This is a genomic window from Rhodoferax sp. GW821-FHT07G04, assembly GCF_059418585.1.
This window is the reverse complement of sequence record NZ_JBWKQD010000002.1, coordinates 1-23,092: the sequence shown is the minus strand read 5'-3', so window position 1 is coordinate 23,092 and position 23,092 is coordinate 1. Positions and strand designations below refer to the sequence as shown.

At 62.6% G+C, this 23,092-nt stretch carries 18 protein-coding genes; 6 read left to right on the top strand and 12 right to left on the bottom strand.

Features of this window, described 5'->3' with window-relative positions:
* Nucleotides 1-6 precede the first annotated feature (6 nt).
* Nucleotides 7-525: a flavin reductase family protein gene (locus AC07OO_RS09295; RefSeq protein ID WP_495081819.1), complete on the bottom strand. Its 519-nt coding sequence runs from the start codon at nucleotides 523-525 to the stop codon at nucleotides 7-9.
* A gap of 85 nt (nucleotides 526-610) precedes the next feature.
* On the opposite strand from AC07OO_RS09295, the gene AC07OO_RS09290 reads away from it, so the two are divergent.
* Complete coding sequence (locus AC07OO_RS09290) at nucleotides 611-1,477, top strand: M14 family murein peptide amidase A (protein ID WP_495081818.1); 867 nt, start codon at nucleotides 611-613, stop codon at nucleotides 1,475-1,477.
* Nucleotides 1,478-1,583: 106 nt separating this feature from the next.
* On the opposite strand, the gene AC07OO_RS09285 is transcribed toward AC07OO_RS09290, so the two are convergent.
* The 10 genes from AC07OO_RS09285 to AC07OO_RS09240 all read right to left on the bottom strand — a co-directional run bounded on the left by AC07OO_RS09285 (nucleotide 1,584) and on the right by AC07OO_RS09240 (nucleotide 11,157).
* Nucleotides 1,584-1,895: a hypothetical protein gene (locus tag AC07OO_RS09285; protein WP_495081817.1), complete on the bottom strand. Its 312-nt coding sequence runs from the start codon at nucleotides 1,893-1,895 to the stop codon at nucleotides 1,584-1,586.
* A gap of 8 nt (nucleotides 1,896-1,903) precedes the next feature.
* Nucleotides 1,904-2,647: an amino acid ABC transporter ATP-binding protein gene (locus AC07OO_RS09280; protein WP_495081816.1), complete on the bottom strand. Its 744-nt coding sequence runs from the start codon at nucleotides 2,645-2,647 to the stop codon at nucleotides 1,904-1,906.
* A gap of 25 nt (nucleotides 2,648-2,672) precedes the next feature.
* Nucleotides 2,673-3,776, bottom strand: a complete 1,104-nt coding sequence (locus AC07OO_RS09275) for an amino acid ABC transporter permease (protein ID WP_495081815.1) — start codon at nucleotides 3,774-3,776, stop codon at nucleotides 2,673-2,675.
* Between the two features lie 5 nt (nucleotides 3,777-3,781).
* Nucleotides 3,782-4,963 (bottom strand): amino acid ABC transporter permease, encoded by a 1,182-nt coding sequence (locus tag AC07OO_RS09270; protein ID WP_495081814.1) that lies wholly within the window; start codon nucleotides 4,961-4,963, stop codon nucleotides 3,782-3,784.
* 14 nt (nucleotides 4,964-4,977) lie between these two features.
* Nucleotides 4,978-6,009 carry an amino acid ABC transporter substrate-binding protein gene (locus AC07OO_RS09265; RefSeq protein WP_495081813.1) on the bottom strand — a complete coding sequence of 344 codons (1,032 nt, stop codon included), beginning with the start codon at nucleotides 6,007-6,009 and terminating at the stop codon, nucleotides 4,978-4,980.
* A gap of 134 nt (nucleotides 6,010-6,143) precedes the next feature.
* Complete coding sequence (locus AC07OO_RS09260) at nucleotides 6,144-7,814, bottom strand: methyl-accepting chemotaxis protein (RefSeq protein ID WP_495081812.1); 1,671 nt, start codon at nucleotides 7,812-7,814, stop codon at nucleotides 6,144-6,146.
* A gap of 26 nt (nucleotides 7,815-7,840) precedes the next feature.
* Nucleotides 7,841-8,578: an amino acid ABC transporter ATP-binding protein gene (locus AC07OO_RS09255; RefSeq protein WP_495081811.1), complete on the bottom strand. Its 738-nt coding sequence runs from the start codon at nucleotides 8,576-8,578 to the stop codon at nucleotides 7,841-7,843.
* Nucleotides 8,579-8,689: 111 nt separating this feature from the next.
* Nucleotides 8,690-9,379 carry an amino acid ABC transporter permease gene (locus tag AC07OO_RS09250; RefSeq protein WP_495081810.1) on the bottom strand — a complete coding sequence of 230 codons (690 nt, stop codon included), beginning with the start codon at nucleotides 9,377-9,379 and terminating at the stop codon, nucleotides 8,690-8,692.
* A 1-nt stretch (nucleotide 9,380) separates the two neighbouring features.
* Nucleotides 9,381-10,103, bottom strand: a complete 723-nt coding sequence (locus AC07OO_RS09245) for an amino acid ABC transporter permease (protein ID WP_495081809.1) — start codon at nucleotides 10,101-10,103, stop codon at nucleotides 9,381-9,383.
* Nucleotides 10,104-10,242: 139 nt separating this feature from the next.
* The gene (locus tag AC07OO_RS09240) at nucleotides 10,243-11,157 is read right to left on the bottom strand and encodes an amino acid ABC transporter substrate-binding protein (RefSeq protein ID WP_495081808.1); all 915 of its coding nucleotides are present in this window, start codon (nucleotides 11,155-11,157) and stop codon (nucleotides 10,243-10,245) included.
* Nucleotides 11,158-11,469: 312 nt separating this feature from the next.
* Here AC07OO_RS09240 and AC07OO_RS09235 point away from each other — a divergent pair, with 312 nt between their 5' ends.
* From AC07OO_RS09235 to AC07OO_RS09225, 3 genes are read left to right on the top strand one after another with little or no spacing between them, the layout of a single operon-like run.
* Nucleotides 11,470-13,158: a long-chain fatty acid--CoA ligase gene (locus AC07OO_RS09235; protein WP_495081807.1), complete on the top strand. Its 1,689-nt coding sequence runs from the start codon at nucleotides 11,470-11,472 to the stop codon at nucleotides 13,156-13,158.
* Nucleotides 13,159-13,161: 3 nt separating this feature from the next.
* Nucleotides 13,162-14,199 (top strand): methionine synthase, encoded by a 1,038-nt coding sequence (locus AC07OO_RS09230; RefSeq protein ID WP_495081806.1) that lies wholly within the window; start codon nucleotides 13,162-13,164, stop codon nucleotides 14,197-14,199.
* Complete coding sequence (locus AC07OO_RS09225) at nucleotides 14,196-15,404, top strand: serine hydrolase domain-containing protein (RefSeq protein ID WP_495081805.1); 1,209 nt, start codon at nucleotides 14,196-14,198, stop codon at nucleotides 15,402-15,404. The genes AC07OO_RS09230 and AC07OO_RS09225 overlap by 4 nt, the downstream gene beginning before the upstream one ends.
* Before the next feature lie 184 nt (nucleotides 15,405-15,588).
* On the opposite strand, the gene AC07OO_RS09220 is transcribed toward AC07OO_RS09225, so the two are convergent.
* Nucleotides 15,589-16,632: an NADP-dependent oxidoreductase gene (locus tag AC07OO_RS09220; RefSeq protein ID WP_495081804.1), complete on the bottom strand. Its 1,044-nt coding sequence runs from the start codon at nucleotides 16,630-16,632 to the stop codon at nucleotides 15,589-15,591.
* A 184-nt stretch (nucleotides 16,633-16,816) separates the two neighbouring features.
* Here AC07OO_RS09220 and AC07OO_RS09215 point away from each other — a divergent pair, with 184 nt between their 5' ends.
* Both AC07OO_RS09215 and AC07OO_RS09210 read left to right on the top strand, forming a co-directional pair.
* Nucleotides 16,817-18,049, top strand: a complete 1,233-nt coding sequence (locus tag AC07OO_RS09215) for a saccharopine dehydrogenase family protein (RefSeq protein ID WP_495081803.1) — start codon at nucleotides 16,817-16,819, stop codon at nucleotides 18,047-18,049.
* Nucleotides 18,050-18,227: 178 nt separating this feature from the next.
* A partial coding sequence (locus AC07OO_RS09210) for a beta strand repeat-containing protein (RefSeq protein ID WP_495081802.1) occupies nucleotides 18,228-23,092 on the top strand: 4,865 nt, incomplete at its 3' end.

Sequence of the window (23,092 nt, the reverse complement as noted above, 5' to 3'; positions counted from 1 at the left end):
CAATCCTCAGAGGGGATGCTCCGCATAGAACTTGCCGCCATGGAAGAGCAGTGGTGACGCGCCGGGCTGGTGTGTGCAGCGCTCCACCTCACCGACAAAGATCACGTGGTCGCCTTCCTCATAGCGGCTGCGGTTGAAGCACTCAAAGCTGGCCGCGGCGCCGGCAATCAGTGGTGCCCCACCAGCGCCCAGTGTGAACTGCACGCCCGCAAAGCGGTCGCTGTCGCGCGTGGCAAATTGCTTGGCCAGGTCTTGCTGGTCCGCGCTGAGGATGTTGATGGCGTAGTGCGAGCCTGCGCTGAACGCGGCCATGGAGCCGGCCGAGCGGGCCAGGCTCCATAGCACCAGCGGTGGCGACAGGGACACGGAGTTGAACGAGTTGGCCGTCAGGCCCACGTAACGGCCTTGGTCGGAGCGGGCCGTCACAATGGTCACGCCGGTGGCGAACATGCCCAGGGCGTCGCGGAATTCGGTGGCAGAAAAATTAGGCGGAAGGGCCTGTGGCGGGCGGGCTATCGAGGGCATCGCCGCAATTTAACCCATATTTGCGACGACGGGCTGTGCTGTCCACGACAAGCTGAGCCTGGCAAGGCCAATCTACAATCGGTCCATGCGTTTCAGAACCCTGGCCCTGCTCGTCTTTGCTACCAATTGCATAGCTGCCCATGCAATACCCATGAAGTCTTGCGCAGACTATGTGGCCAAAATTCCGAATGTGAAACCGGTCTTGTGCGAGGCTGCGCAGTTGCAGGACACCAAGGCACGCTCGGTGCTGGGCCGCCCCATCTGGAGCCGCGATGTGCCTGCCGATGGCAAGCCTTTGCGCGTGTTGGTGCTGGGGGGCATCCATGGCGACGAGATGTCGTCCAGCTCCCTGGTCTTCCACTGGATTGCGTTGGCGCAAACGCCCCCGTCCGACACCCCCACGCCCATCCACTGGCGCTTCATCCCCACGCTGAACCCGGATGGCATGTTTGCCAAGCCCGCCCGGCGCGTCAATGCCCATGGTGTGGACCTGAACCGCAACTTCCCCACCCCCAACTGGACCCGAGACGCCCGCCAGTACTGGGAGAGCCGCACCCGCCGTGATCCGCGCCGCTGGCCGGGCAAGGAGGCCCTGTCAGAACCCGAGTCGCGCTTCCTGCTGGAGCAGATCGACAGCTTCAAACCCAACCTGATCGTCAGCGTGCACGCACCCTATGGCGTGCTGGACTTTGACGGCCCCTCGGTGCCGCCCAGCCGCTTGGGGCGCTTGTACCTGGACCAGGTGGGCATCTTCCCCGGCTCGCTGGGTAACTACGGCGGCATCCACAAGGGTGTGCCCGTGGTCACCATCGAACTGCCCAGTGCGTCGCACACGCCGATGGATGCGGAAATGCGCCAGATGTGGATGGATTTGCTGCGTTGGACGACTGAGCGTTTGGGGTCAACTACGTCTGCTACCGCCGCGCCATCTGAGTTGTCCACGCCGCAGTAGGGTTCAGGGCTCATCGCGCTCCACCCCATCGGGCTGGCTGGGCGCCGGGCCTCATAGGCGCTTCGCTTTGCCAAATCGGCCCAACGCCCAGCCAGCCCGATGGGGCTCACCCTCTGCGGTGGAGCGCCTGAGGCGGCTCAGCCCGCAACTGCCCCCGCGCCTTGTCCACCCACACCTGCAGGTTGTCCAGCAGCCCCTGCTGGCTGAAAGAGCAACTCTCTTCACTGAACATCGCACTGGATTCCAGCCGATCCAGCAGCCCCAGTAGTACCTCACCGTAGCGGGGCGGCAGCGTGTCCACCAGTTGGGTCTGGGCACGGGCCAGGTCGGACAGCGCATGGGGCGTCAAGGCGCTACTGCGCAACTGATCCAGCGCCACTTGTAGCGCATCGAGTTGTGTGTGGGCGGCCGCGGTCATAGAAGAACTCAGTGCCCCAGAATCTTCGACAAGAAATCCCGGCTGCGCTCACTCTGCGGATTGTTGAAGAACGCGTGCGGGGTGTTCTGCTCCACGATCTGCCCTTGGTCCATGAAGATCACGCGGTCGGCCACGGCTTTGGCGAAGCCCATCTCGTGCGTCACGCAGATCATCGTGATGCCGTGGCTGGCCATTTCGACCATTACGTCCAGCACTTCCTTGATCATCTCGGGGTCCAGCGCACTGGTGGGCTCGTCGAACAGCATGATCTTGGGGGTCAGGCACAGCGCGCGCGCAATGGCCACGCGCTGCTGCTGGCCGCCGGAGAGCTGCAGCGGGTACTTGTGGGCTTGCTCGGCAATGCGCACGCGGTTGAGTTGCTCCATGGCCTTGGCTTCGGCCTCCTTCTTGGGCAGCTTGCCCACCCACATGGGTGACAGTGTCAGGTTCTCCAGCACCGTCAGGTGGGGGAACAGGTTGAACTGCTGGAACACCATGCCCACCTTCTTGCGCACATCGTCAATCACCTTGACGTCGTCGCCCAGCTCCACGCCGTCCACCACCAGGCTGCCCTGCTGGTGCTCCTCAAGCCGGTTGATGCAGCGTATCAGTGTGGACTTGCCTGAGCCCGATGGCCCACAGATGACGATGCGCTCGCCCTTGGAAACCGACAGGTCAATGTCGCGCAGCACATGGAAATTGTTGCCGTACCACTTGTTGACCTTGTCGAAGCGGATGATGGGTTCGGACATAGATAGGGGGGTGCGTAGGTGTGCTTTAGCGGAGCTTGCTTTTGTTGACCTGCTTCTCGACCCAGTGGCTGTAGCGCGACATCGAGAAGCAGAAGACGAAGTAGATGGAGGCGATGAAGAGGTAGCCTTCGATCTTGAACGGGCGCCAATCGGCATCGGAGTTGAGTGCCAGGCCCATGGCGCCGGTCAGTTCGTACAGGCTGACGATGGTGACCAGGGATGTGTCCTTGAACGTGGAGATAAAGCCGTTGACGATGCCCGGCACCACCATGGCCAGTGCCTGCGGCAGCACGATCTTGCGCTGCGTCTGCCAGTACGACAGGCCCAGCGTGGCCGCGGCCTCGACCTGGCCCTTGGGGATGGCTTGCAGGCCGCCGCGTATGACCTCGGCCATATAGGCCGCTGCGAACACGGTGATGCCCACCAGCACACGGATCAGCACGTCGATCGTGAAGCCCTGTGGCATGAACAGCGGGAACATGAAGGACGCCATGAACAGCACCGAGATCAGCGGCACGCCGCGTATCAGCTCCACATAAATGGTGCAGGCGCTGCGGATGGCCGGCAGATTGGAGCGCCGCCCCAGGGCCACCAGCAGGGCGATGGGAAAGGCCATGGACACAGACAGCGAGGCCAGCAAGATCGTCAGTGGCAAGCCGCCCCAGCGGTCGGTCTCCACCCGGGCGAGGCCCAGCACGCCGCCAAACATGATGGTGAAAAACGTGGCCAGCACGGCGATCCACAGAATCGCCAGCCACGGCTTCCAGAATGCGCGCATGCAACTGGCAACCAGCAGCGCCAGCATCAGCACGGTGGCCACCAGCGGCCGCCATTGCGCTTCGAACGGGTAGCGGCCAAACAGGATCAGCCGGTATTTCTCGGCGACCACGCCCCAGCAGGCACCGGCGCCGTCCACGCGACAGGCATCGGCACTGGGTATCCACACCGCCTTGAACAGTGCCCAGCCCAGCATCTGGGGCAGCACCCACAGCAGTAGCCCGCCGACGATGAGGGTGCCCACCGCGGTGGACACACTGCCGAACAGATTGCTGCGAATCCACGGCAGCAGGCCAATGGTGCGGACCGGTGCGGGGCGCGCGGGAATGGGTGCGAAGGTTTGGCCGGCCATGGGTGTCAACGTTCCTTGATGGCCGCACGGGCGTTGTACCAGTTCATCAGCAGCGAGGTCGCCAGCGAGGTAGTGAGGTAGACCAGCATGATGACCGAGATGCACTCCACAGCCCGCCCGGTCTGGTTGATGGCCGTGTTGGCGATGGACACCACGTCGGGGTAGCCAATGGCCACGGCCAGCGACGAATTCTTGGTCAGGTTGAGGTACTGGTTGGTCATCGGCGGGATGATGACCCGCAGGGCCTGCGGCAACTTGACCAGGCGCATCTCTTGCAGCGGGCTCAGGCCCAATGCACTGGCGGCTTCGCCCTGGCCCAGCGGCACGGACTGTATGCCGCCGCGCACGACCTCGGCCACGAATGCCGCGGTGTAGATGGTCAGGCCCAGCAGCACGGATAGGAATTCGGGCGTCAGCGCGCCGCCGTTTTCAATCGCGAACTCGCCTTGCTTGGGGCTGTCCAGCTCGGTGGGGGCGCCGCCCAGCAACCAGCCCACGAGCCCCGTCACGACCACGATGGCCAACGGTAACCAGAAGGTGCTGCGGGGCTGGCCGGTGCGCTCAAAGGCCCGTATGGCGCGCTGGCGCTGCCACCAGGCCAACGCCAAGCCTGCCAACAGCCCCCAGGCCGCCCAGGCGTGGCCGGTGGCCCAGATCGGGATGGGAAAGTTCAGCCCCCCTTTGCTGAGGAAGAAGGGGCCCAAGGTAATGGGTTCGGTCGATGCCGGCAGCAGTTCGGTGAAGAGCAGGTACCACATCAGCAACTGCAGCAGCACCGGTACGTTGCGGAACACTTCGACATACACGCTGCACAGGCCGCGCACCAGTGCATTGCGCGAGAAGCGGCCCACGCCAATCAGCGTGCCCAGCACGGTGGTGAGGATGATGCCCAGCACGGCAACCCGCAGTGTGTTGGTCAAGCCGACCAGGAAGGCGCGCCAATAGGGTTCGCCGGAGTCAAACGGGTAGAGGTTTTCGCCGATGTCAAAACCGGCGGCGCTGGACAGAAAGTCAAACCCGCTTTGGATACCCCGGATCCGCATATTGGTTGCGGTGTTGTGGGCCAGAAACCAGACGGTCAGGCCAATGGCCGCGACCGCGAGGATTTGGTACACCAGGCCCCGAAAGGCCTGGCTGCGCCAGCTCCAGCGTTTCTTCTTGGGTGGGGCCAGGCGGGTGGTGGTCACGGTTTGGACAGGCCCTAGCGCACGGGGTAGGCGTACATCAGGCCGCCCTTGTTCCACAGGTTGTTGAGGCCGCGTGGCAGTTGCAGTGCCGAATGGGGGCCTACGTTGCGCTCAAAAATCTCGCCGTAGTTGCCGGTGGTCTTGATGGCACGGGCCAGCCATTCCTTGTCCAGGCCCAGCAGCTTGCCGGTGTCTTCGGTCGTACCCAGGATGCGGCCCACCACGGGGTCGGTGCTTGTCTTCATCGCATCCACATTGGCTTGGGTCACGCCATATTCTTCGGCTTCGATCAGGCCGTAGACGACCCATTTGACAATGGCGAACCACTCGTCATCACCGCGGCGTACCAGCGGGCCCAGCGGCTCTTTGGAAATGATTTCGGGCAGGATGATGTGGTCGGCCGGGTTCTTGGCCGACTTGTTGCGCACCGATGCCAAGCCCGATGCGTCGGTGGTGTAGGCGATGCAACGGCCCGAGAAGTAGGCGCCTTCCACGGCTTCGAGCTTTTCAAACACCACGGGCTTGACGTTCAGGCCATTGGCTTTGGAATAGTCGGTGAGGTTCTTTTCGGTGGTGGTGCCGGATTGCACGCACACGGTCTGGCCTTTGAGCTGCTTGGGGCTCTTGATCTTGCTCTTGACCGGCACCATGAAGCCCTGGCCGTCGTAGTAGGTGACGGCGGTCTGGTTCAGGCCCAGGGAGGCGTCGCGCGTCAGCGTGAAGGTGGTGTTGCGCGACAGGATGTCCACCTCACCGGATTGCAGCGCCGTGAAGCGGGCCTGCGCGGGCAGGGGCACGTATTTGACCTTGTCGCCATCACCCAGCGTGGCGGCGGCAATGGCGCGGCAGATGTCGGAGTCCAGGCCATTCCACTTGCCGCTGGAGTCGGCGGCAGAGAAACCGGCCAGACCGGTGTGCACGCCGCAGATCACTTGGCCGCGGGCCTTGATGCCGTCCAGCGTCTTGCCCGCATGGGCGGGAGCGGCCCACAGCAGGCCCAGGGACGCCACGGCGGTGGCTATGGTCTTCACGGTATTCAGTTTCATCTACAAGTACTCCAGTAAATTACACAAGGAACACAACAGTTTACGCGGACCCTCAGAGCACATTCGGCATGTGCATATAGATGTGTGGGCATATAGCCGAGCGGCTCCGCCGGGCCGCTGGGTGGTGGGTGCCGTCAGCGGCTGGAGAGCAGACGGGGCGATCCGCCGGACAGGGCCTGCGGTGCCGGCTGGGCGGCGGGGCCCGCGGTGCCGACATGCTTGCTGTAGCCTGGCTCGTCGCGGCTCAAGCGGAAGTTGCTGACGATGTGCGTCAGATTGCGCGCCTGCTCTTTGAGGTTTTCCGACGCGGCCGCGCTTTCTTCCACCATGGCGGCGTTTTGCTGCAGGGTGTCGTCCAACTGCGTGACCGCGTGGGAAATGGAGCCGATGCGCCCGCTTTGCTCGCCGGTGGCCACGGCAATCTCGCCCACGATGGCCGACACGTCTTTGACCGACTGCACCATGTCCTGGATGATGTGGCCGGCCTGCGCCACCAGGGCGGTGCCGGCTTCGACCTGCTCGGTGCTGTTGCCGATCAGCGTCTTGATCTCCTTGGCCGATGCTGCAGCGCGTCCGGCCAGGCTGCGCACTTCGCTGGCCACGACCGCAAAGCCACGGCCTTGTTCACCGGCCCGGGCGGCTTCTACGGCGGCATTCAGCGCCAGGATATTCGTCTGGAAGGCGATGCCGTCGATGACGGAAATGATGTCCGCAATCTTGCGGGAGCTGGCGCTGATGTCGTCCATGCGCTGCACCACCTTGCTGACCACTTCCCCACTGCGCGTGGCCGTGTCGGACGCGGCGGCGGCCAGCCGATTGGCATTGCGGGCCGATTCGGCGCTGTGTTCCACGGTGGTGTTGAGGTTTTCGAGGTTACCGGCGGCGGACTGCAGGTTGTGCGATGCCACCTCGGTGCGCTGGCTCAGGTCCAATGTTGCGCTGGCCACTTCGGCACTGCTGGATTCGATGTTGTTGGCCGTGGTGCTGATATTGCCCACCAGTTCGCGCAGCTTGTCCTGCATGGTGGCAATGGCTTCCAGCAGGCGACCGGTTTCATCGTTGATGCGCACTTCTACCGCCGAAGTCAGGTCACCGGCGGCAATGCGCTCGGCCACCACGACGGCACGGCCAATGGGGGCGGTGATACTCAATGTGATGCGCCAGGCGATGAAGGCGCCCAGGGCCAGGGCCACGACCACCAGCGCACTGCCGGTGAACAGGGCTTGCGATTGGGTTTTCTCGGCCAACTGCGTGGCCTCTTGGCTGCGCGCGTATTGCAACTCAACCATGCCCGCCAGCTTCTGGTTCCAGGCCAGCTCGCCGGGGTTGACGCGCACCATCAGCGTCATATTGGCGGCCACCGCATCGCCGTCCAATGCTTGACCCACAGCCTCTTGCATTTCAGGACCCGTCTTGCGGCTGATGTCAGTGATTTCCTTCAAGAGCTTCTGTTCATCCGCATTGACGTCACCCTCTTGCACCAGGGCAGACAGTTCTTTCTCTTGCGTCTGGTAGCGCTTGAAGGTCTCGGCGAAACGCTTGCTCTGCTCCTTGGACCGTGCCGCGTCCACAGCATCCAGCATCACCGCCGAGCGGCTCTCAATCCCCAGCGCATTGACACTCGCCAACATGGCGTTGGCCAGCTTGGTCTTGCTGGCATTGACGCCGGTGATCTCCTGCATGCGCTTTTGCACCGCCTTGGCCGAATACTGGCCGACGGCGGCAACCGCGATCAGCAGAATCAGTATGCCGCCAAACCCCATGGTCAGGCGTGCGGAGATGGATCGGTTGTTGGCGCTGGGCATGGCAGGTGATCCTTATGGCGGTGGTTTCAGTGTTGCAAGATCTTGCTCAGGAAATCTTTGGTGCGGGGCTGGCGGTTTTCGGGGTGGTTGAAAAACTCGTCCTTGCCACAGTCTTCCAGAATGTGGCCACCCACGTCAATGAAAATAACGCGACTGGCCACCTTGCGTGCAAAGCCCATTTCGTGCGTGACCACCATCATGGTCATGCCTTCCTTGGCCAGGCCCACCATGACGTCCAGCACTTCGCCGACCATTTCGGGGTCCAGCGCAGAGGTGGGTTCGTCGAACAGCATCACGATGGGGTCCATGGACAGCGCGCGGGCAATGGCCACGCGCTGCTGCTGACCGCCAGACAGTTGGCCGGGGAATTTGTCCTTGTGGGCCATGAGGCCCACGCGGTCCAGCATCTTCAGGCCGCGGGTCTTGGCTTCGTCGGCGCTGCGGCCCAGCACCTTGATCTGGGCAATGGTCAGGTTCTCGGTGACGCTCAAGTGGGGGAACAGCTCAAAGTGCTGGAACACCATGCCCACCTTGGAGCGCAGCTTGGGCAGATCGGTGCCGGGTGCGTTCACCTGGGTGCCGTCGACGGTGATGATGCCTTGCTGGATGGGCTCTAGCGCGTTGACGGTTTTGATCAACGTGGACTTGCCCGAACCCGAGGGGCCGCAGACCACCACCACGTCGCCCTTTTTGATACTCACCGAGCAGTCGGTCAGCACCTGCACTGGGCCATACCACTTGGACACGTTCTTCATTTCAATCATGTTCGCTCTCCAGATCAATTCAATAGGTTTTGCCGCCGGGCCGCCCCAAGGCAAAACGCGCCCCCTTGGGGGGCAGCGCAGCACACGAAGTGGCAAGCGTGGGGGTCATATTCAGCGGATGATGGCGATCTTCTTGTGCAGGCGCTTGACCGCATAGGACAGGCTGTAGCAGATGATGAAGTACACCACCGCGGCCAACAAGTAGGACTCGATGGGCCGGTTGAAATTCTTGCCCGCCGCGTCAAAGCCCTTCAGCAGGTCGTAGGCGCCGATGGCGTAGACCAGCGATGTGTCCTGGAACAAGATGATGGTCTGCGTCAGCAGCACCGGCAGCATGTTGCGGAAAGCCTGGGGCAGAATGATCAGCTTCATGTTCTGGCTGTAGGTCATGCCCACTGCTTGGCCGGCAAACACCTGACCGCGTGGAATGGACTGGATGCCGGCGCGCATGATCTCGCTGAAGTAAGCCGCTTCAAACGCCACGAAGGTGATGACGGCCGAAATCTCGGAGCGGTAGTTCTCACCCAAGCGCCAGGGTATGGCCGCGTAGAACGAACCCGGTACCAACAGGTAGAACCACAGGATCACCATGACCAGCGGAATGCTGCGCATGCCGTTGACGTAGAAGGTTGCAGGGAAGTCCAGCCATTTGCGGCCGGAGAGGCGCATCATGGCCAGCAGGGTGCCGAATACCACGCCACCCGCGGTGGCGACCACCGTCAGCACGACGCTGAAGTAGAAGCCCTTCAGGATAAAGGCGCGGATGAGTTCCCAGTTGTAGAAGGAAAAGTCCAAATTCATATCAGTGACCTCCGCCGCCTGCTTGGGCAATGAAGCCGGGGACCCGGGTCTTTTTCTCGATAAAGGCCATGATGCGGTTGATGGCGAAAGCGGAAACGACGTAGCAGGCCGTAACGGCCATGTAGATTTCAATGCCGCGCGAAGTCTCTTCCTGGGCCTGCATGGCAAACATGGTCAACTCGGAGATAGAGACTGCAAAGGCGACCGACGAGTTTTTGAAGATATTCATGGACTCGCTGGTCAGCGGTGGGATGACAATGCGGTAGGCCATCGGCAGTATCACGTAGCGGTAGTACTGTGGCGTGGTGAACCCCATGGCCATGCCGGCGTAGCGCTGGCCCTTGGGCAGTGCCTGGATGCCGGCGCGCACCTGCTCGGCGATACGCGCGGAGGTAAAGAAGCCCAGTGCCAAGACCACCAGGTAGAAGCCTGGCACGTCTTTCATGGGTGGCACCAGCGCAGGTATCACGTGGTACCACACGAAGATCTGCACCAAGAGCGGGATGTTGCGGAAGAACTCCACCCAGGCATTGCCCAGGCGCACCAGCCAGGGGCTGTCGGGCAGCGTGCGCAGGATGCCGATGATAGAGCCTATGCTCAAGGCGATGAACAGGGATAGTAGCGAGACGGAGACGGTCCAACCCCACGCAGACAGCATCCATTCCCAATAGGTCGGCTGTTTGCCGCCCGGGTCCATTAAAAAGACTTCCCATTGCCAGTTCATTCAGGCTGCTCCTCTACGTTGGCGGCTGTCATGGTCACAGCGCGCTGCATGCTACAAATCTTATACCCGTAAGCCCCCCAAACAAAAGCCCGCCACCAGGATTCGGGCGGGCTTTGTTGCTTGGTCGGTGCGAAGGGTTTTATTTCTTCGCGTAGTCTTCGGCGGGCTTGTCGTTGGGGTTAGCCCAGGCGGCCTTGGTGGCGTCGCTGGCTGGCAGGCCGACCTTGGTGTTCTTGGGTGGGATGGGTTGCATGAACCACTTGTCATAGATCTTGGCCAGTTCGCCGGACTTGATCAGATCCTTCACGGTGTCGTCAGCCAGCTTCTTGAAGGCGGCGTCGTCCTTGTGGATCATGATGGCGATGGGTTCCACGTTCAGCACTTCGCCGACGATCTTGTAGTCAGCAGGTGCTTTGGAGGTGGCGATGTTGCCGGCCAGGATCTGGCCATCCATCACGAACGCATCGGCACGGCCGGATTCCAGCAGCAGGAAGCTGTCGGCGTGGTCCTTGCCGAAGACTTCCTTGAAGTCGATACCGGTGGCGCGCTCATGCTTGCGCAGCAATTGCACTGAGGTGGTGCCGGTGGTGGTGGCGACGTTGCGGTCCTTCAATTGGTTGATGGACGTGATGCCGGAATTGGCCTTGACGGCGATGCGCACTTCTTCCACATAGGTGGTGACTACAAAGGACACGTCCTTTTGGCGGGTGGCGTTATTGGTGGTGGAGCCGCACTCGATGTCCACGGTGCCGTTTTGCACCAGGGGGATACGGTTTTGCGAGGTCACGGCCAGGTACTTGGTTTCCAGCTTCTTGCCGGCGGCCTTTTCCAGATTGGCGATGATGCGTTGGCAGACTTCAACATGGTAGCCCGCGTACTTGCCGTCACCCAGCGTGAACGACAGGGCGCCGGAGGAATCGCGCACGCCCATGGTGACGGTGCCCGAAGCCTTGACCTTGGCGATGGTGTCCGTGGCCTGCGCATGTGCTGCGCCAAAGGGGATCATGGCTGCGGCAACAGTTGCGGCAGCGATGGCAAACAGATGTTTTTTCATGTCTTTTCCTAATAGTCTTCGGTTGATGTTGAATCCAAAGCGGATTAAGCGTTGCAAAACGTGGCCAGAACCAACCCGCTGATGTTAGTCCCTCGCGGGCCAATGTAACCATGGGTTTTTACGGGTTAACCATGCAAAATGCGCATGCCCCAATACCGGCCGGCTGCTTGGCCCCTTGCAGGGTGCTCCGCAATTTCTGTGCCCAGGGCGTCGCCCAGGCGACTGATTCTGGCCTGCGTTGGGGCCTACCCGGATGCGGCAGGGGTTGTGGCGCGCTAGTCTTGTGGCATCCATTCGTTCTGAGGAGTTTCGGTGCGCGCCCATTACAAATTCTGGCCCAAGCGGCTACCCCATTCCATCACCGTTCCCGCGACCTCGCTATGGGACAACTTGGAGACCAGTGCCCGCCGCTACCCCGACAAGGCGGCCATCATCTTCTTCGGCACGGTGCTGAGTTACGCGCAACTGCTACAAAAAGCAGAGCGACTTGCACAATGTTTGCGGGGGCTGGGGGTCAATAAAGGCGATAGGGTTGTGCTGTGCATGCAAAACTGCCCGCAGCTCATCATCGCCCATTTCGCCATCCTGCGGGCCAATGCGGTGGTGGTGCCGGTCAACCCTATGAACCGGGCCGAAGAGCTCAAGCACTACATCACCGACCCCGATGCGCGGGTCGCCATCACCACCGCCGACCTGGCCCCCGAATGGGTGCGCGCCAGTGATGCACTGGACGCCAAGGACCGATTGGCCCATCTGGTCGTCACCCACTTTGCCGACGCCTTTGATGCCGACGTGCAGGGCGACGATGCGCCCCCCGCCGCCTGGAGCCAATGGTTGCTGACCCGGCACCCTATGCCGACCTTGCATGGCGGCGAGGTCCTGGCCTGGAACGATGCCCTCAACGCGGGTGGGGAATTACCGCCGCTGACGGTGGGCCCCACCGACCTGGCCCTGCTGCCCTACACCAGCGGCACCACCGGCCTGCCCAAGGGCTGCATGCACCCGCACAGCAGCATCATGCACAACGCGCTGGCCAGCGGCCTGTGGGGCAATGGCTCGGCCGAGAACGTGGTGCTGGTCGTGGTGCCCATGTTCCACATCACCGGCATGGTCAGCGTCATGCACACCAGCGTGCGGGCCGGCGCCACCATGGTGCTGATGCCGCGCTGGGACCGCGACCTGGCCGGGCGCCTGATCTCGCGCCGCAAGGTCACGCACTGGACCAATATCCCCACCATGGTCATCGACCTGATGGCCAGCCCGAACTTCGCCAGTTATGACCTCTCCAGCCTGGTCTACATTGGCGGCGGCGGCGCGGCCATGCCCCAGGCCGTGGCCCAGCGCCTGCTGGAGCAGTTTGACTTGCGCTATGTGGAAGGCTATGGCCTGACCGAGACGGCCGCCCCCAGCCACAGCAACCCGCCGGACGCGCCCAAGCAGCAATGCCTGGGCATTCCCTTCATGGGTACGGACGCCCGCGTCATCGACCCCGACACGCTGCAGGAAATGCCGGTGGGCGAGTCGGGTGAAATCATCATGCACGGTCCCGAGGTGTTCAACGGCTACTGGAAGCGCCCCGACGCCACGGCCGCAGCCTTCATTGAGCTGGACGGCAAGCGCTTCTTCCGCTCGGGCGACATCGGCATGGTCGACGAAGACGGTTACTTCTTCCTGACCGACCGGCTCAAGCGCATGATCAATGCCTCGGGCTTCAAGGTCTGGCCAGCCGAGGTGGAGGCGCTGATGTACCGCCACCCCGCCATCCAAGAGGCCTGCATCATTTCTACGCCCGACAGCTACCGCGGTGAGTCGGTCAAGGCCGTGGTGGTGCTGCGCTCCACGCACAAGGATCTGGTCACCGAGCAGAGCATCATCGACTGGTGCCGCGAGAACATGGCCGTCTACAAGGTGCCGCGCGTGGTGCAGTTTGTCGAAGCCCTGCCCAAGAGCGGAGCGGGTAAAGTGATGTGGCGTTTGCTGCAGGAGCAAGAAGGAAAGTAACCCATGTTCGAAACCGCCATCGCCGGCAGTCTGCCCAAACCTTCGTGGTTGTCCGAGACTGAAAAACTCTGGCCGCAGTGGAAGCTGGCTGGCCCCGAGCTGCAGCAGGCCAAGGCCGATGCCACCCTGTTGTGGATCAAGGCCCAGGAAGACGCGGGCCTGGATATCGTGGGCGACGGCGAGCAAAGTCGCCAGCATTTTGTGCACGGCTTTTTGGAGCAGGTGGAGGGCATAGACTTTGAACACAAGGTCACGATGGGCATCCGCAACAACCGCTACGACGCCCAGGTGCCCCAGGTCATTGCCGAATTGCGCCTGAAGGGCCGGGTGCACGCCTTCGAGGCCCAACTGGCCCGCGCCCACACCCAGAAGAAGCTGAAGTTCACCTTGCCTGGCCCGCTGACGATTGTGGATACCGTGGCCGACCGCTTTTATGGCGACAAAAAGAAGATGGCTTTCGCCTTTGCCGAGCTGCTGAACCAGGAGGCCCTGGCGCTACAGGCCGATGGCGTGGACATCATCCAGTTCGACGAGCCGGCCTTCAATGTCTATATGCAGGACGCGGCGGACTGGGGAGTCCAGGCGCTGGAGGTCGCCGCGCGCGGTCTGACCTGTACCACAGCGGTCCATATCTGTTACGGCTATGGCATCAAGGCCAATACCGACTGGAAGGAAACCCTGGGCCAGGAATGGCGCCAATATGCGCAGGTGTTCCCTGCGCTGGCGGCCAGCAGCATTAAGCAGGTGAGTCTGGAGTGCTACCACTCCCATGTGCCGCCCGACTTGATGGCGCTGCTGAAGGACAAGGACGTCATGGTCGGTGTCATCGACGTCGCCAGTGACGTGATCGAAACGCCGGAGCAGATTGCCGACACGATCGGTGTGGCGCTGCAACACCTGCCGCGCAACCGCATCTTCCCCTGTACCAATTGCGGCCTGGCGCCCATGAGCCGCGAGGTGGCGGTGAAGAAACTGGAGGCTTTGGCCCAAGGCGCGGCCCTGGCACGCCAGCGTTATGGCCAGACCGGAAGTGGCGCATGACGGGATCGGGCAAGCAACTCCCTTTGGGTTCGGCCAAGGACTTGGGCTTTTGTCCGCAGCGCGTGCGCCATCTGGTCGAGGTGCTGCAGTCCGAGGTCACCAAGGCCCGCCTGCCCGGCGCGGTCGCCCTGATCGCACGCCGCGGTCAGGTGCTGTTGCACCAAAACGTCGGCCAGCAGGACCCGGCCCACGGCGTGCCCATGGAGCTGGATTCCATCTTCCGCATCTACTCCATGACCAAACCCATCGTCTCCGTGGCGGTCATGCAATTGATGGAGCGCGGCCAGTTGTTGCTGAGCGACCCGGTCGCCAAATACCTGCCGGAGTTTGCCGACCTGCAGGTCAGCACGGTGGTCGATGACCAAACGGTTCTACAGCGCCCGAAAACCGAACCTACGGTACAAGACCTGTTGCGCCACACCGCCGGCCTGACGTATGAGCTCCTGGGCAGTGAGCCCGTCCAGCGCCAATACGCACAGGCTCGCCTAGCCTCGCGCACGCGCAGCAACCGCGAGTTTTCCAAGGCCCTGGCGGCGCTACCGCTGATGTTTGAACCTGGCACGGTGTGGGAGTACAGCCGCGCCACGGATTTGCTGGGCGCGCTGATCGAGGTTGTCAGCGGCCAGACGCTGGGCGCCTATTTGCAAGACCACATCCTCAGCCCGCTGGGCATGGTGGACACCTCCTTTGTGGTGCCGCCGGACAAGCACCACCGCATCGCGGAGCCCTTTGCCATCGACCCGGATGGCGGTATCGCCCCGCGCCTGATCGACCTGCGCCAGAACGCCGCGCTGGAAGCGGGCGGGGCGGGGCTGGCATCCACATCCGCCGACTACGCCCGCTTTCTGCAGTGCCTGCTGAACGGCGGCGAACTGGATGGCCAGCGCATTCTCAGCACCGCCACTGTGCGCTATATGACCGCTGACCACTTGGGTAGCATTGGCGTGCACCGCGTCGGCCGCTCCGGCGAACTGCTGCCACCGGGCCACGGCTTCGGCCTGGGTTTTGCCGTGCGGCTGGAGGAGGGTATTGCCGCCCAGGCGGGCTCCAAGGGCCTGTACTTCTGGGGCGGCATTGCCGGCACCACGTTCTTTGTGGACCCGGCCAAGGATTTCTTCGCGCTGATGATGCTGCAGGCGCCCAACCAGCGGGACTATTACCGGCCACTGTTCCGTAATCTCGTGTACGCGGCGCTGCTGGATTGAATAAGGACTGCCGCATGCGGCATGACCCCTGCGCGGCGGTATTTGTGCCAAATATACCCATATTGGGTTTTATTGGGCAGTGTATCGCCATTTGCAGATGATTTTGGCCTCTAGCCCTCGTCTGATATTAGTTTGTTGCTATCAAAATAGAAGCGACTAAGGTGCCGCCCCATCAGCGCGATGCTCAGTCTTTGGCTACTTCCAGCACCAGCTTGCCGAAGTTCTCGCCGTTGAACAGCTTGAGCAGCGTGTCGGGGAAGGTCTGCAGGCCAACCACCACGTCTTCCTTGCTCTTCATCTTGCCTTCGCGGATATAGCCGGCCATCTCGGCCACGGCCAGGTGGTAGCGGTCGGCGTAGTCGAACACGACGATGCCTTCCATGCGGGCGCGGTTCACCAGCAGGCTCAGGTAGTTCTTGGGGCCTTGCACGGCGGTCGTGTTGTTGTACTGGCTGATCGCGCCGCAGATGATGATGCGGGCGCCGCGGGTGATCTTGGCCAGCACATCGTCCAGGATCTCGCCGCCCACGTTGTCGAAATAGATGTCCACGCCCTTGGGGCAGTGTTCCTTCAAACCGGCGCGCACGGCGCCGGGGCCGGCCTTGTAGTCGATGCAGGCGTCGAAGCCCAGTTCCTTGACCACCCAGTCGCACTTGGCGGCACCGCCGGCAATGCCGACCACGCGGCAGCCCTTGATCTTGGCGATCTGGCCCACGGTCTGGCCCACGGCCCCGGCCGCGCCAGACACCACCACGGTTTCACCGGCCTTGGGCAGGCCCACGTCCATCAGGCCGAAGTAGCCGGTCATGCCGGGCATGCCCAGCACATTGAGCCACTGGGTCACGCTGCCGGCGCGCTGGTCGATCTTGAACAGGCCGTTGCGCTTGAAGTCATCGGCGGCGAGCGTTACGTATTCCTGCACGCCCAGCGTGGCGCTGACCAGGTCACCGACCTTGTACGCATCGCTCTTGGAAGCAATCACCTTGCCGATACCACCGGCGCGCATGACTTCGCCAATGCCCACCGGTGGGATGTAGCTTTTGCCTTCGTTCATCCAGCCGCGCATGGCCGGGTCCAGCGACAGCGCCAGGGTCTTGACGATGATGCCGCCCTCGGCTGGCTCCGCCACGGCCTCTGTGGTGTGGCTCCAATCGGTGGGCTTAGGCATGCCCACGGGGCGGGCGGCGAGGCGGATCTGGTGGTTGACGAGGTTGGTGAGTGAGGACATGGCTGGATCTCCGCAGTGGCAATCAATGGAACACAAGAGGCAGCGGCACACAAGCCGGCTGCATAAGAGGCGCATCCTAGCCCGGCTTGTGGCCCAACGGCGTTGCCTAGGCGACAGGCCCGATAGGCCACCAGGGTATGAATGGGTCTATGCTTCGCCTACTTCAGGAGCTAAGGAGCACGCCATGCCTGCCAGCAAATCTTCGGCAAAACAATACGACGTGGTGCTGTACGGCGCCACCGGCTTTGTAGGCCGCCAAACGGTGGACTACTTTGCGCAGAGCGCCGATGTCCAATCCTCGGGCCTGACCTGGGCATTGGCTGGTCGATCCAAAGACAAGCTGGAGGCCGTGCGCAAGGCCAGCGGCGCCCAGCAGGCTGGCATTGTGGTGGCCGAGGCGCATGACGCCACCGCCATGGACGCGCTGGCCCGCAACGCCAAAGTGGTGCTCAGCACCGCCGGACCCTTTGCACTGTATGGGAGCGAGCTGGTGGCCGCCTGTGTTCGCCACGGCACCCACTACGTAGACATCACCGGCGAGACGCCCTGGGTCAAGGACATGATTGACCTGCATCATGAGGCCGCCCAGCGCAAGGGTGCGCGCATCATTCCGTTTTGCGGGTTTGATTCCATTCCATCAGACATCAGCGTGCACCTGGCCAACGCGGCCATGCAAGAGCGCCATGGCGAGCCCTGTGTGGAGGCCAAGGTGGCCTTTAGCATACGCGGCGGCTTCAACGGCGGCACGCTGGCCTCGCTGTTCAATATGCTGGCGTCGGGCCAATCGGACTTGGTGGCCGACCCGTTCTTGCTGAACCCCAATGGTACGCGCCCGGCCAATGCCGCATGGGCCCATGCCGACCCGATTGGCCCGCGCCGTGATGCCGACTTTGGTGCCTGGCTGGCGCCCTTCATGATGTCCACCATCAACACCCGCGTCGTGCGGCGCAGTGCTGCACTGCTGGGTTATGCCCCAGGCTTTGCCTACCAGGAGTATTTGCGCCTGGGCAAGGGGCCGGTGGCGGCTTGGGCCGCTACCGGCCTCAGCGTGGGTTCGTACACATCGCAGGCGGCGCTGCGTTTGCCGCCGGTGCGCAAGCTGGCGCAGAAATTCGCACCCCCACCCGGTGCAGGCCCGTCCGAGGCCAGCATGGACGGCGGCTCGTTCCGTGCGCTGTGGGTGGGTCACAGCGCCAGCGGCAAGACCGTGCACGGCATGATTGCCGATAAGGGAGACCCCGGCAACCGTGCTACTACCAAGATGTTGTGCGAATCGGCATTGGCTTTGGCAATGCAGCTGGATGAACTGCCGGGCGGGCGCAAGTATGGTGGCCTGCTGACACCGGCCAGCGGCTTGGGCGACGTGCTGGTGGCACGCTTGCGCGCGGCGGGTATGACGCTTCAAGTAGACCGCTAATTTCGTACGTCTGGACCGGCTTTGATGTGCGGGGCCCCGCTGGAACCTTTGCTGAAAGGAGCCAAAACCCGACTATCACGAAGGGTTATCCGCTAAACAAATTCTGTGTGCTGGAGATATGTCGTGGATAGGCATGGAAAGGATGTTTCCATGCGCACAACATTCAGGGCGGAAGCACATGGTAGCGATCGTAAGCGGCAATTCTTTGGGTTTGAACTTGACCTCGTGGGCCACGCTGGGCCAACGCGGCACCTTCGGGTCGGCAGCTCAGGGACGCAGTGGTGAACTTGCCTATGTCAACATCGCCAACGGCAATTTCATACTGCGCAATCGCGACGACTTTTTGGCCTCACAGGGCCTGGATGTCTCGGCAGTACGGACCTACAACAGCCAAGGCCTGCTCAACGACGACAACGGCGACAACTGGTCCCTGGGCATCTACAACCAGCCTCTCCAACTCAGCGGCACCCGTAACACCGCCGGCAGCACCATCACCCGCACCGCCAGCGATGGATCCCAGTCTGTCTACCAATTTGACCTTGCGTCTGGTAAATACACCAGCACCGACGGTGACGGCGCCTACAACGACATCGTTTACGTCAGCGCGGACGACCAGTTTGAGTGGACCGAAGGCAGCACCGGGACCAAGGAACGCTACGAAGGGGCGGCGACGGCCAAGTTGCTATCCCGCACGGACGCCAACGGCAACACCATCACCTACGGCTACAACGGCGGACTCCTGGAAAGCGTCACCGACGCCTCGGGCGAGGTAACCCGGTATGACTACGACGGCAACAAGCTCAGCCAAATCCGTGTGATAACCCAAGGTGGTGATACGACCACCCGGGTGCACTACCTCTACGACACCAGCAACCGCCTGTCCAGCGTCACCGTGGACCTGAGCCCCTCCGACAATGCGATCACCGACGGCAAGACCTACGTCACCAACTACACCTACGACGGCGCCAGCAAACGCATTGCGACGGTGAGCCAAACCGATGGCAGCAGCCTGGCCATCACCTACATCAACATGCCCGATGGCAGCTATCGGGTGGACACCATCACCGATGGACTGAACCAAACCACGCGATACGCCTACGACACAGTCAACAACCGCACCACGGTCACCGACTCATTGGGTGGAGCCACCAGCTTCCAGTACGACGCCAAAGGCCAACTGACGCGCGTCTGCACCGGCATCTCGGCGGGCAATGCGGCGGGCCTGTCCCAACTCAACTATGCATACAACCCGGCAGGCGACGTCACCTCCATCACGGACGGATTCGACGCTGCCATCACCTTCAGCTACGACAGCCACGGCAACCAGACCCAGCAAGTCGATGCCTTGGGCAACACCATCGCACGGACCTTCAACGCCAGGAACCAACTCCTGACCGAGACCTTCTACACCGTTGCCGGCGCCACAGGCCAGGCCATGACCGGCCGCAACGTCTATGACGCGGCTGGTAAAAACCGGCTGCGCTTCCACATCAGCGCCGAAGGCCGTGTCACCCAATACCAATATGACGCGTCCGGCCAATGCGAAGTGACCATTGAATACGCCCAAGCCGTGTACGACACCACCGGCCTGGCCATCACCGATGTCCCCAGCGAATCGGCCCTGCAAACCTGGGCTGGAACACAAGACCTGACCCAGACACTGCGCACCGACACCCGCTACGACTTCCGCGGGCAGCTCAAAAGCACCACCACCTACGCCACCGTGAACGTGGACGGCAGCGGCGGCAACCAGCCCAGCACCACCAACTACGTGTACAGCCAAGCGGGCGAGTTGCTCAAGACCATACAGGCCAACGCCACCAATGTCTCCCTCTTTGCCTATGACGGCTTCGGGCGGGTGATCTCCAGCACCACGCCATCGGCGGACGGCGTGAGCAACAACACCACCACGACGACCTATGACGACGTGGGCGCCAAGACCACCGTCACCTTGGCCAATGGCCTCTCCACGACATCCAGCTACGACGCAGCAGGCCGCCTGGTCAGCGTCATGCAATCCACGGCCAGCGCACCCAACCTGGGCACGTCCAACTACTTCTACGACACCAACAACCGCTTGGTGATGACCCAGGACCCCACGGGCGTGCGCCACTGGGCACTCTATGACCCAGCCAACAGGAAGGTCGCCGATATCGACGCCACCGGTGGTCTGACCGAGTACGTCTACACCGCCAACAACCAAGTCAGCGAAACCATCCGCTATGCCACTGCGGTGGACGTAACGCGCTTGGTCGACGGCAATGGCAAACCCACCAACCCGGCCCTGGCGGACATCCGTCCCAGCCGAACCGTCGTGGGCTCGACCATCAGCACCCAGGACCAAGTCACCTGGAACTTTTACGATGCCGCAGGCCGCCTGGCCTGGCAGATCGATGGTGCAGGCTACGTCACCCAGACCGAATACGATGCCAGCTCACGCATACTGTCCGTGACCCAATTGGCACACGCCATCGACACCGCCTTGCTGGGCGACGGCACGCAGTTCTTTGTCGAGCAGGGAGCCTTGGTCCAACACGCGACCATTGGCAGTACCGCCAGCGCCGTGCAATTGCAAGCCACGGCAGGTAATGCCGCACAAGGCGCCTCAGTGGGCTTGGTCGCCCATGTCCTGGGCAACAACCCCAGCGGAACAGTCACCTTCTTTGATGGCGCCACTGCACTGGGCAGTCCTGTGCCCATCTCCAATGGCATCGCCACCCTGAACACCACAGGCCTCACAGTCGGTCAGCACACGATCACCGCCCGCTACCAGGGCGATGCCAACAACGCCAGCAGCGTCTCCGGCGCCATCCAGCAGACCATCCTGGTCACCACCGCACTGAGCCTGAGCAGCAACGTGGCCAATGCCGTCCAAGGCGAACCCGTCACACTGGTTGCCAACGTCAGCAACGGCGGCGCCAATGCGGCCTTGGATGGCACGGTGACATTCATGGACGGCAGCACCATCTTGGGCAGCGCCCAACTGAGCAGTGGCAGCGCCAGCCTGGCGCTGGCCACCCTGGGCGCAGGCAGCCACAGCATCACCGCCATCTATTCCGGCAATGCCGCCAACGGTGCCAGCACCAGTGCCAGCACACGCAATATCAGCGTCCTGGCGCAAAGCAGCATCGATCTGGCGACCAACCCCGCCACCGGCACGCAAAGCACCACCCGCACCTTGACGGCCACCGTGACCACCGGCGCAGGAAACCCTACCGCCACCGGCACGGTGAACTTCTACAACGGCGCCACGCTGCTCAATGCCACCCCCGTCGTCCTGAGCGGCGGAGTCGCAAACTTCACGGCCACCAACCTGCCGTTGGGCACCAACGCGCTCACCGCCGTGTACTCGGGCGATGCCAACGCCGCGGCCAGCACCTCGGCCACCGTCGCAGGCGTGGCGCTGCCCATCACGGCCACGACCACCAGCATGGCGATGGCATCCAACACCGTGGTTGCGGGCAGCAACTTGACCGTCACGGTCTCGGTCAACGCATTGGATGCACTGGCTCCCGCTGCAACGGGTGCCGTCAAACTCTACGACGGCGCAACCGAATACAACGCACAATTGAACAACGGCGTTGCGGTCTTCACACTCACCGGCTTGAGCGTGAATAGCCATGTCCTGCATGCCACCTACCTGGGCAACCTGGAGTCCGCCACCAGCACATCCGCCTACGCCACCGTCAACGTCCTGGCCAGTGGCTCCAGTACGGGCACCACCACGACGGTCAGCGCTACCCCTAGCAACGCGGCCCAAGGCGCCAGCGTCACCCTCACGGCCCAAGTCACGGGCAGCAACCCCACGGGCAGCGTAGCCTTCCTCAAAGGCACCACCGTGCTGGGCGTGGCCACCATCAGCAACGGCACGGCCACGCTCACGCTAAGCAATCTGGCCCTGGGAGCCAACAGCATCACGGCCAGCTACGCCGGCGATGCCAGCAACCCGGCCAGCGTCAGCGCCACCCCTGTGGGCGTCAACGTACTGGCGGCACCGGCCACGCTGAGCCTCGCCAGCTTCAACCCCAACGCCGCCAAGGGCAGCAGCGTCACCTTCACGCTGCAGGCCACGGGCCTGAACCCCACCCTGGCGCCCACGGGCAATGTGAACTTTTACGATGGTGCGACCCTGCTGGGGCCAGCCACCTTGGTCAACGGCATAGCCACGTTCAGCACCAGTGCACTCACAACTGGCAGCCACAGCATCACGGCCCAATACATAGGCGACGCCAACAGTGCGGGGGCAACCTCTGCGGTACTGACCCAGGTCATCACGGCCAGTGCGCCTACGGTCAGCCTGAGTCCATCGGTGGGCACGGTGGCGGCGGGTTCGCCTATTACCTTGACGGCCAATGTGGCCAACAACACATCCTTCAGCGCCATCACCGTGGCCGATGGAATTGTTGTGACGGGTAACGCCTATACGGCACCCGCATCTACGCCTTGGAATGCCTCCATTCGCAGCACGGTAGGCTTTACCGGCGGCGCCAGTGTGAGCTTCAAGGGCGACACCGGTGGCAATACCTTGGTCGGATTGAACGTTGACCCGGCACTGGACAACGGCTATGGCTCCATTGACTGGGCCATGTTCTGCAACTCGGGATCCTTGTTCGCTTACGAAAGTGGAACGATATACCCCACTACCTTAGGCACCTACACAGCCAGCGACACGTTGAGCGTCACCTATGACGGCACCAGCATCCGCTACCTGAAGAACGGCGCGGTTCTGCGCACGGTGACGCCACCGACCATCACAAATCCGCTGTATCTGGACTCATCGTTCTACAACAGCGCGAGCAAGATCACCGACCTGCAGTTCAAGAATGGGGCAGGTGTGGACGCACAGGTTGCAGTCAGCAACGTCCCCACGGGCACGGTCAACTTCTTCAGCGGCCAGACCTACCTGGGCCAGGCCAACGTCGTCAACGGCGTTGCCAGCCTGACCACCAGCGCGCTGACCACCACTGGCACGGCCGCCATCAGCGCCAGCTACAGCGGCGACGCCAGCAACGCCAGCACCGGCTCGGCCATCAGCAACGTCAC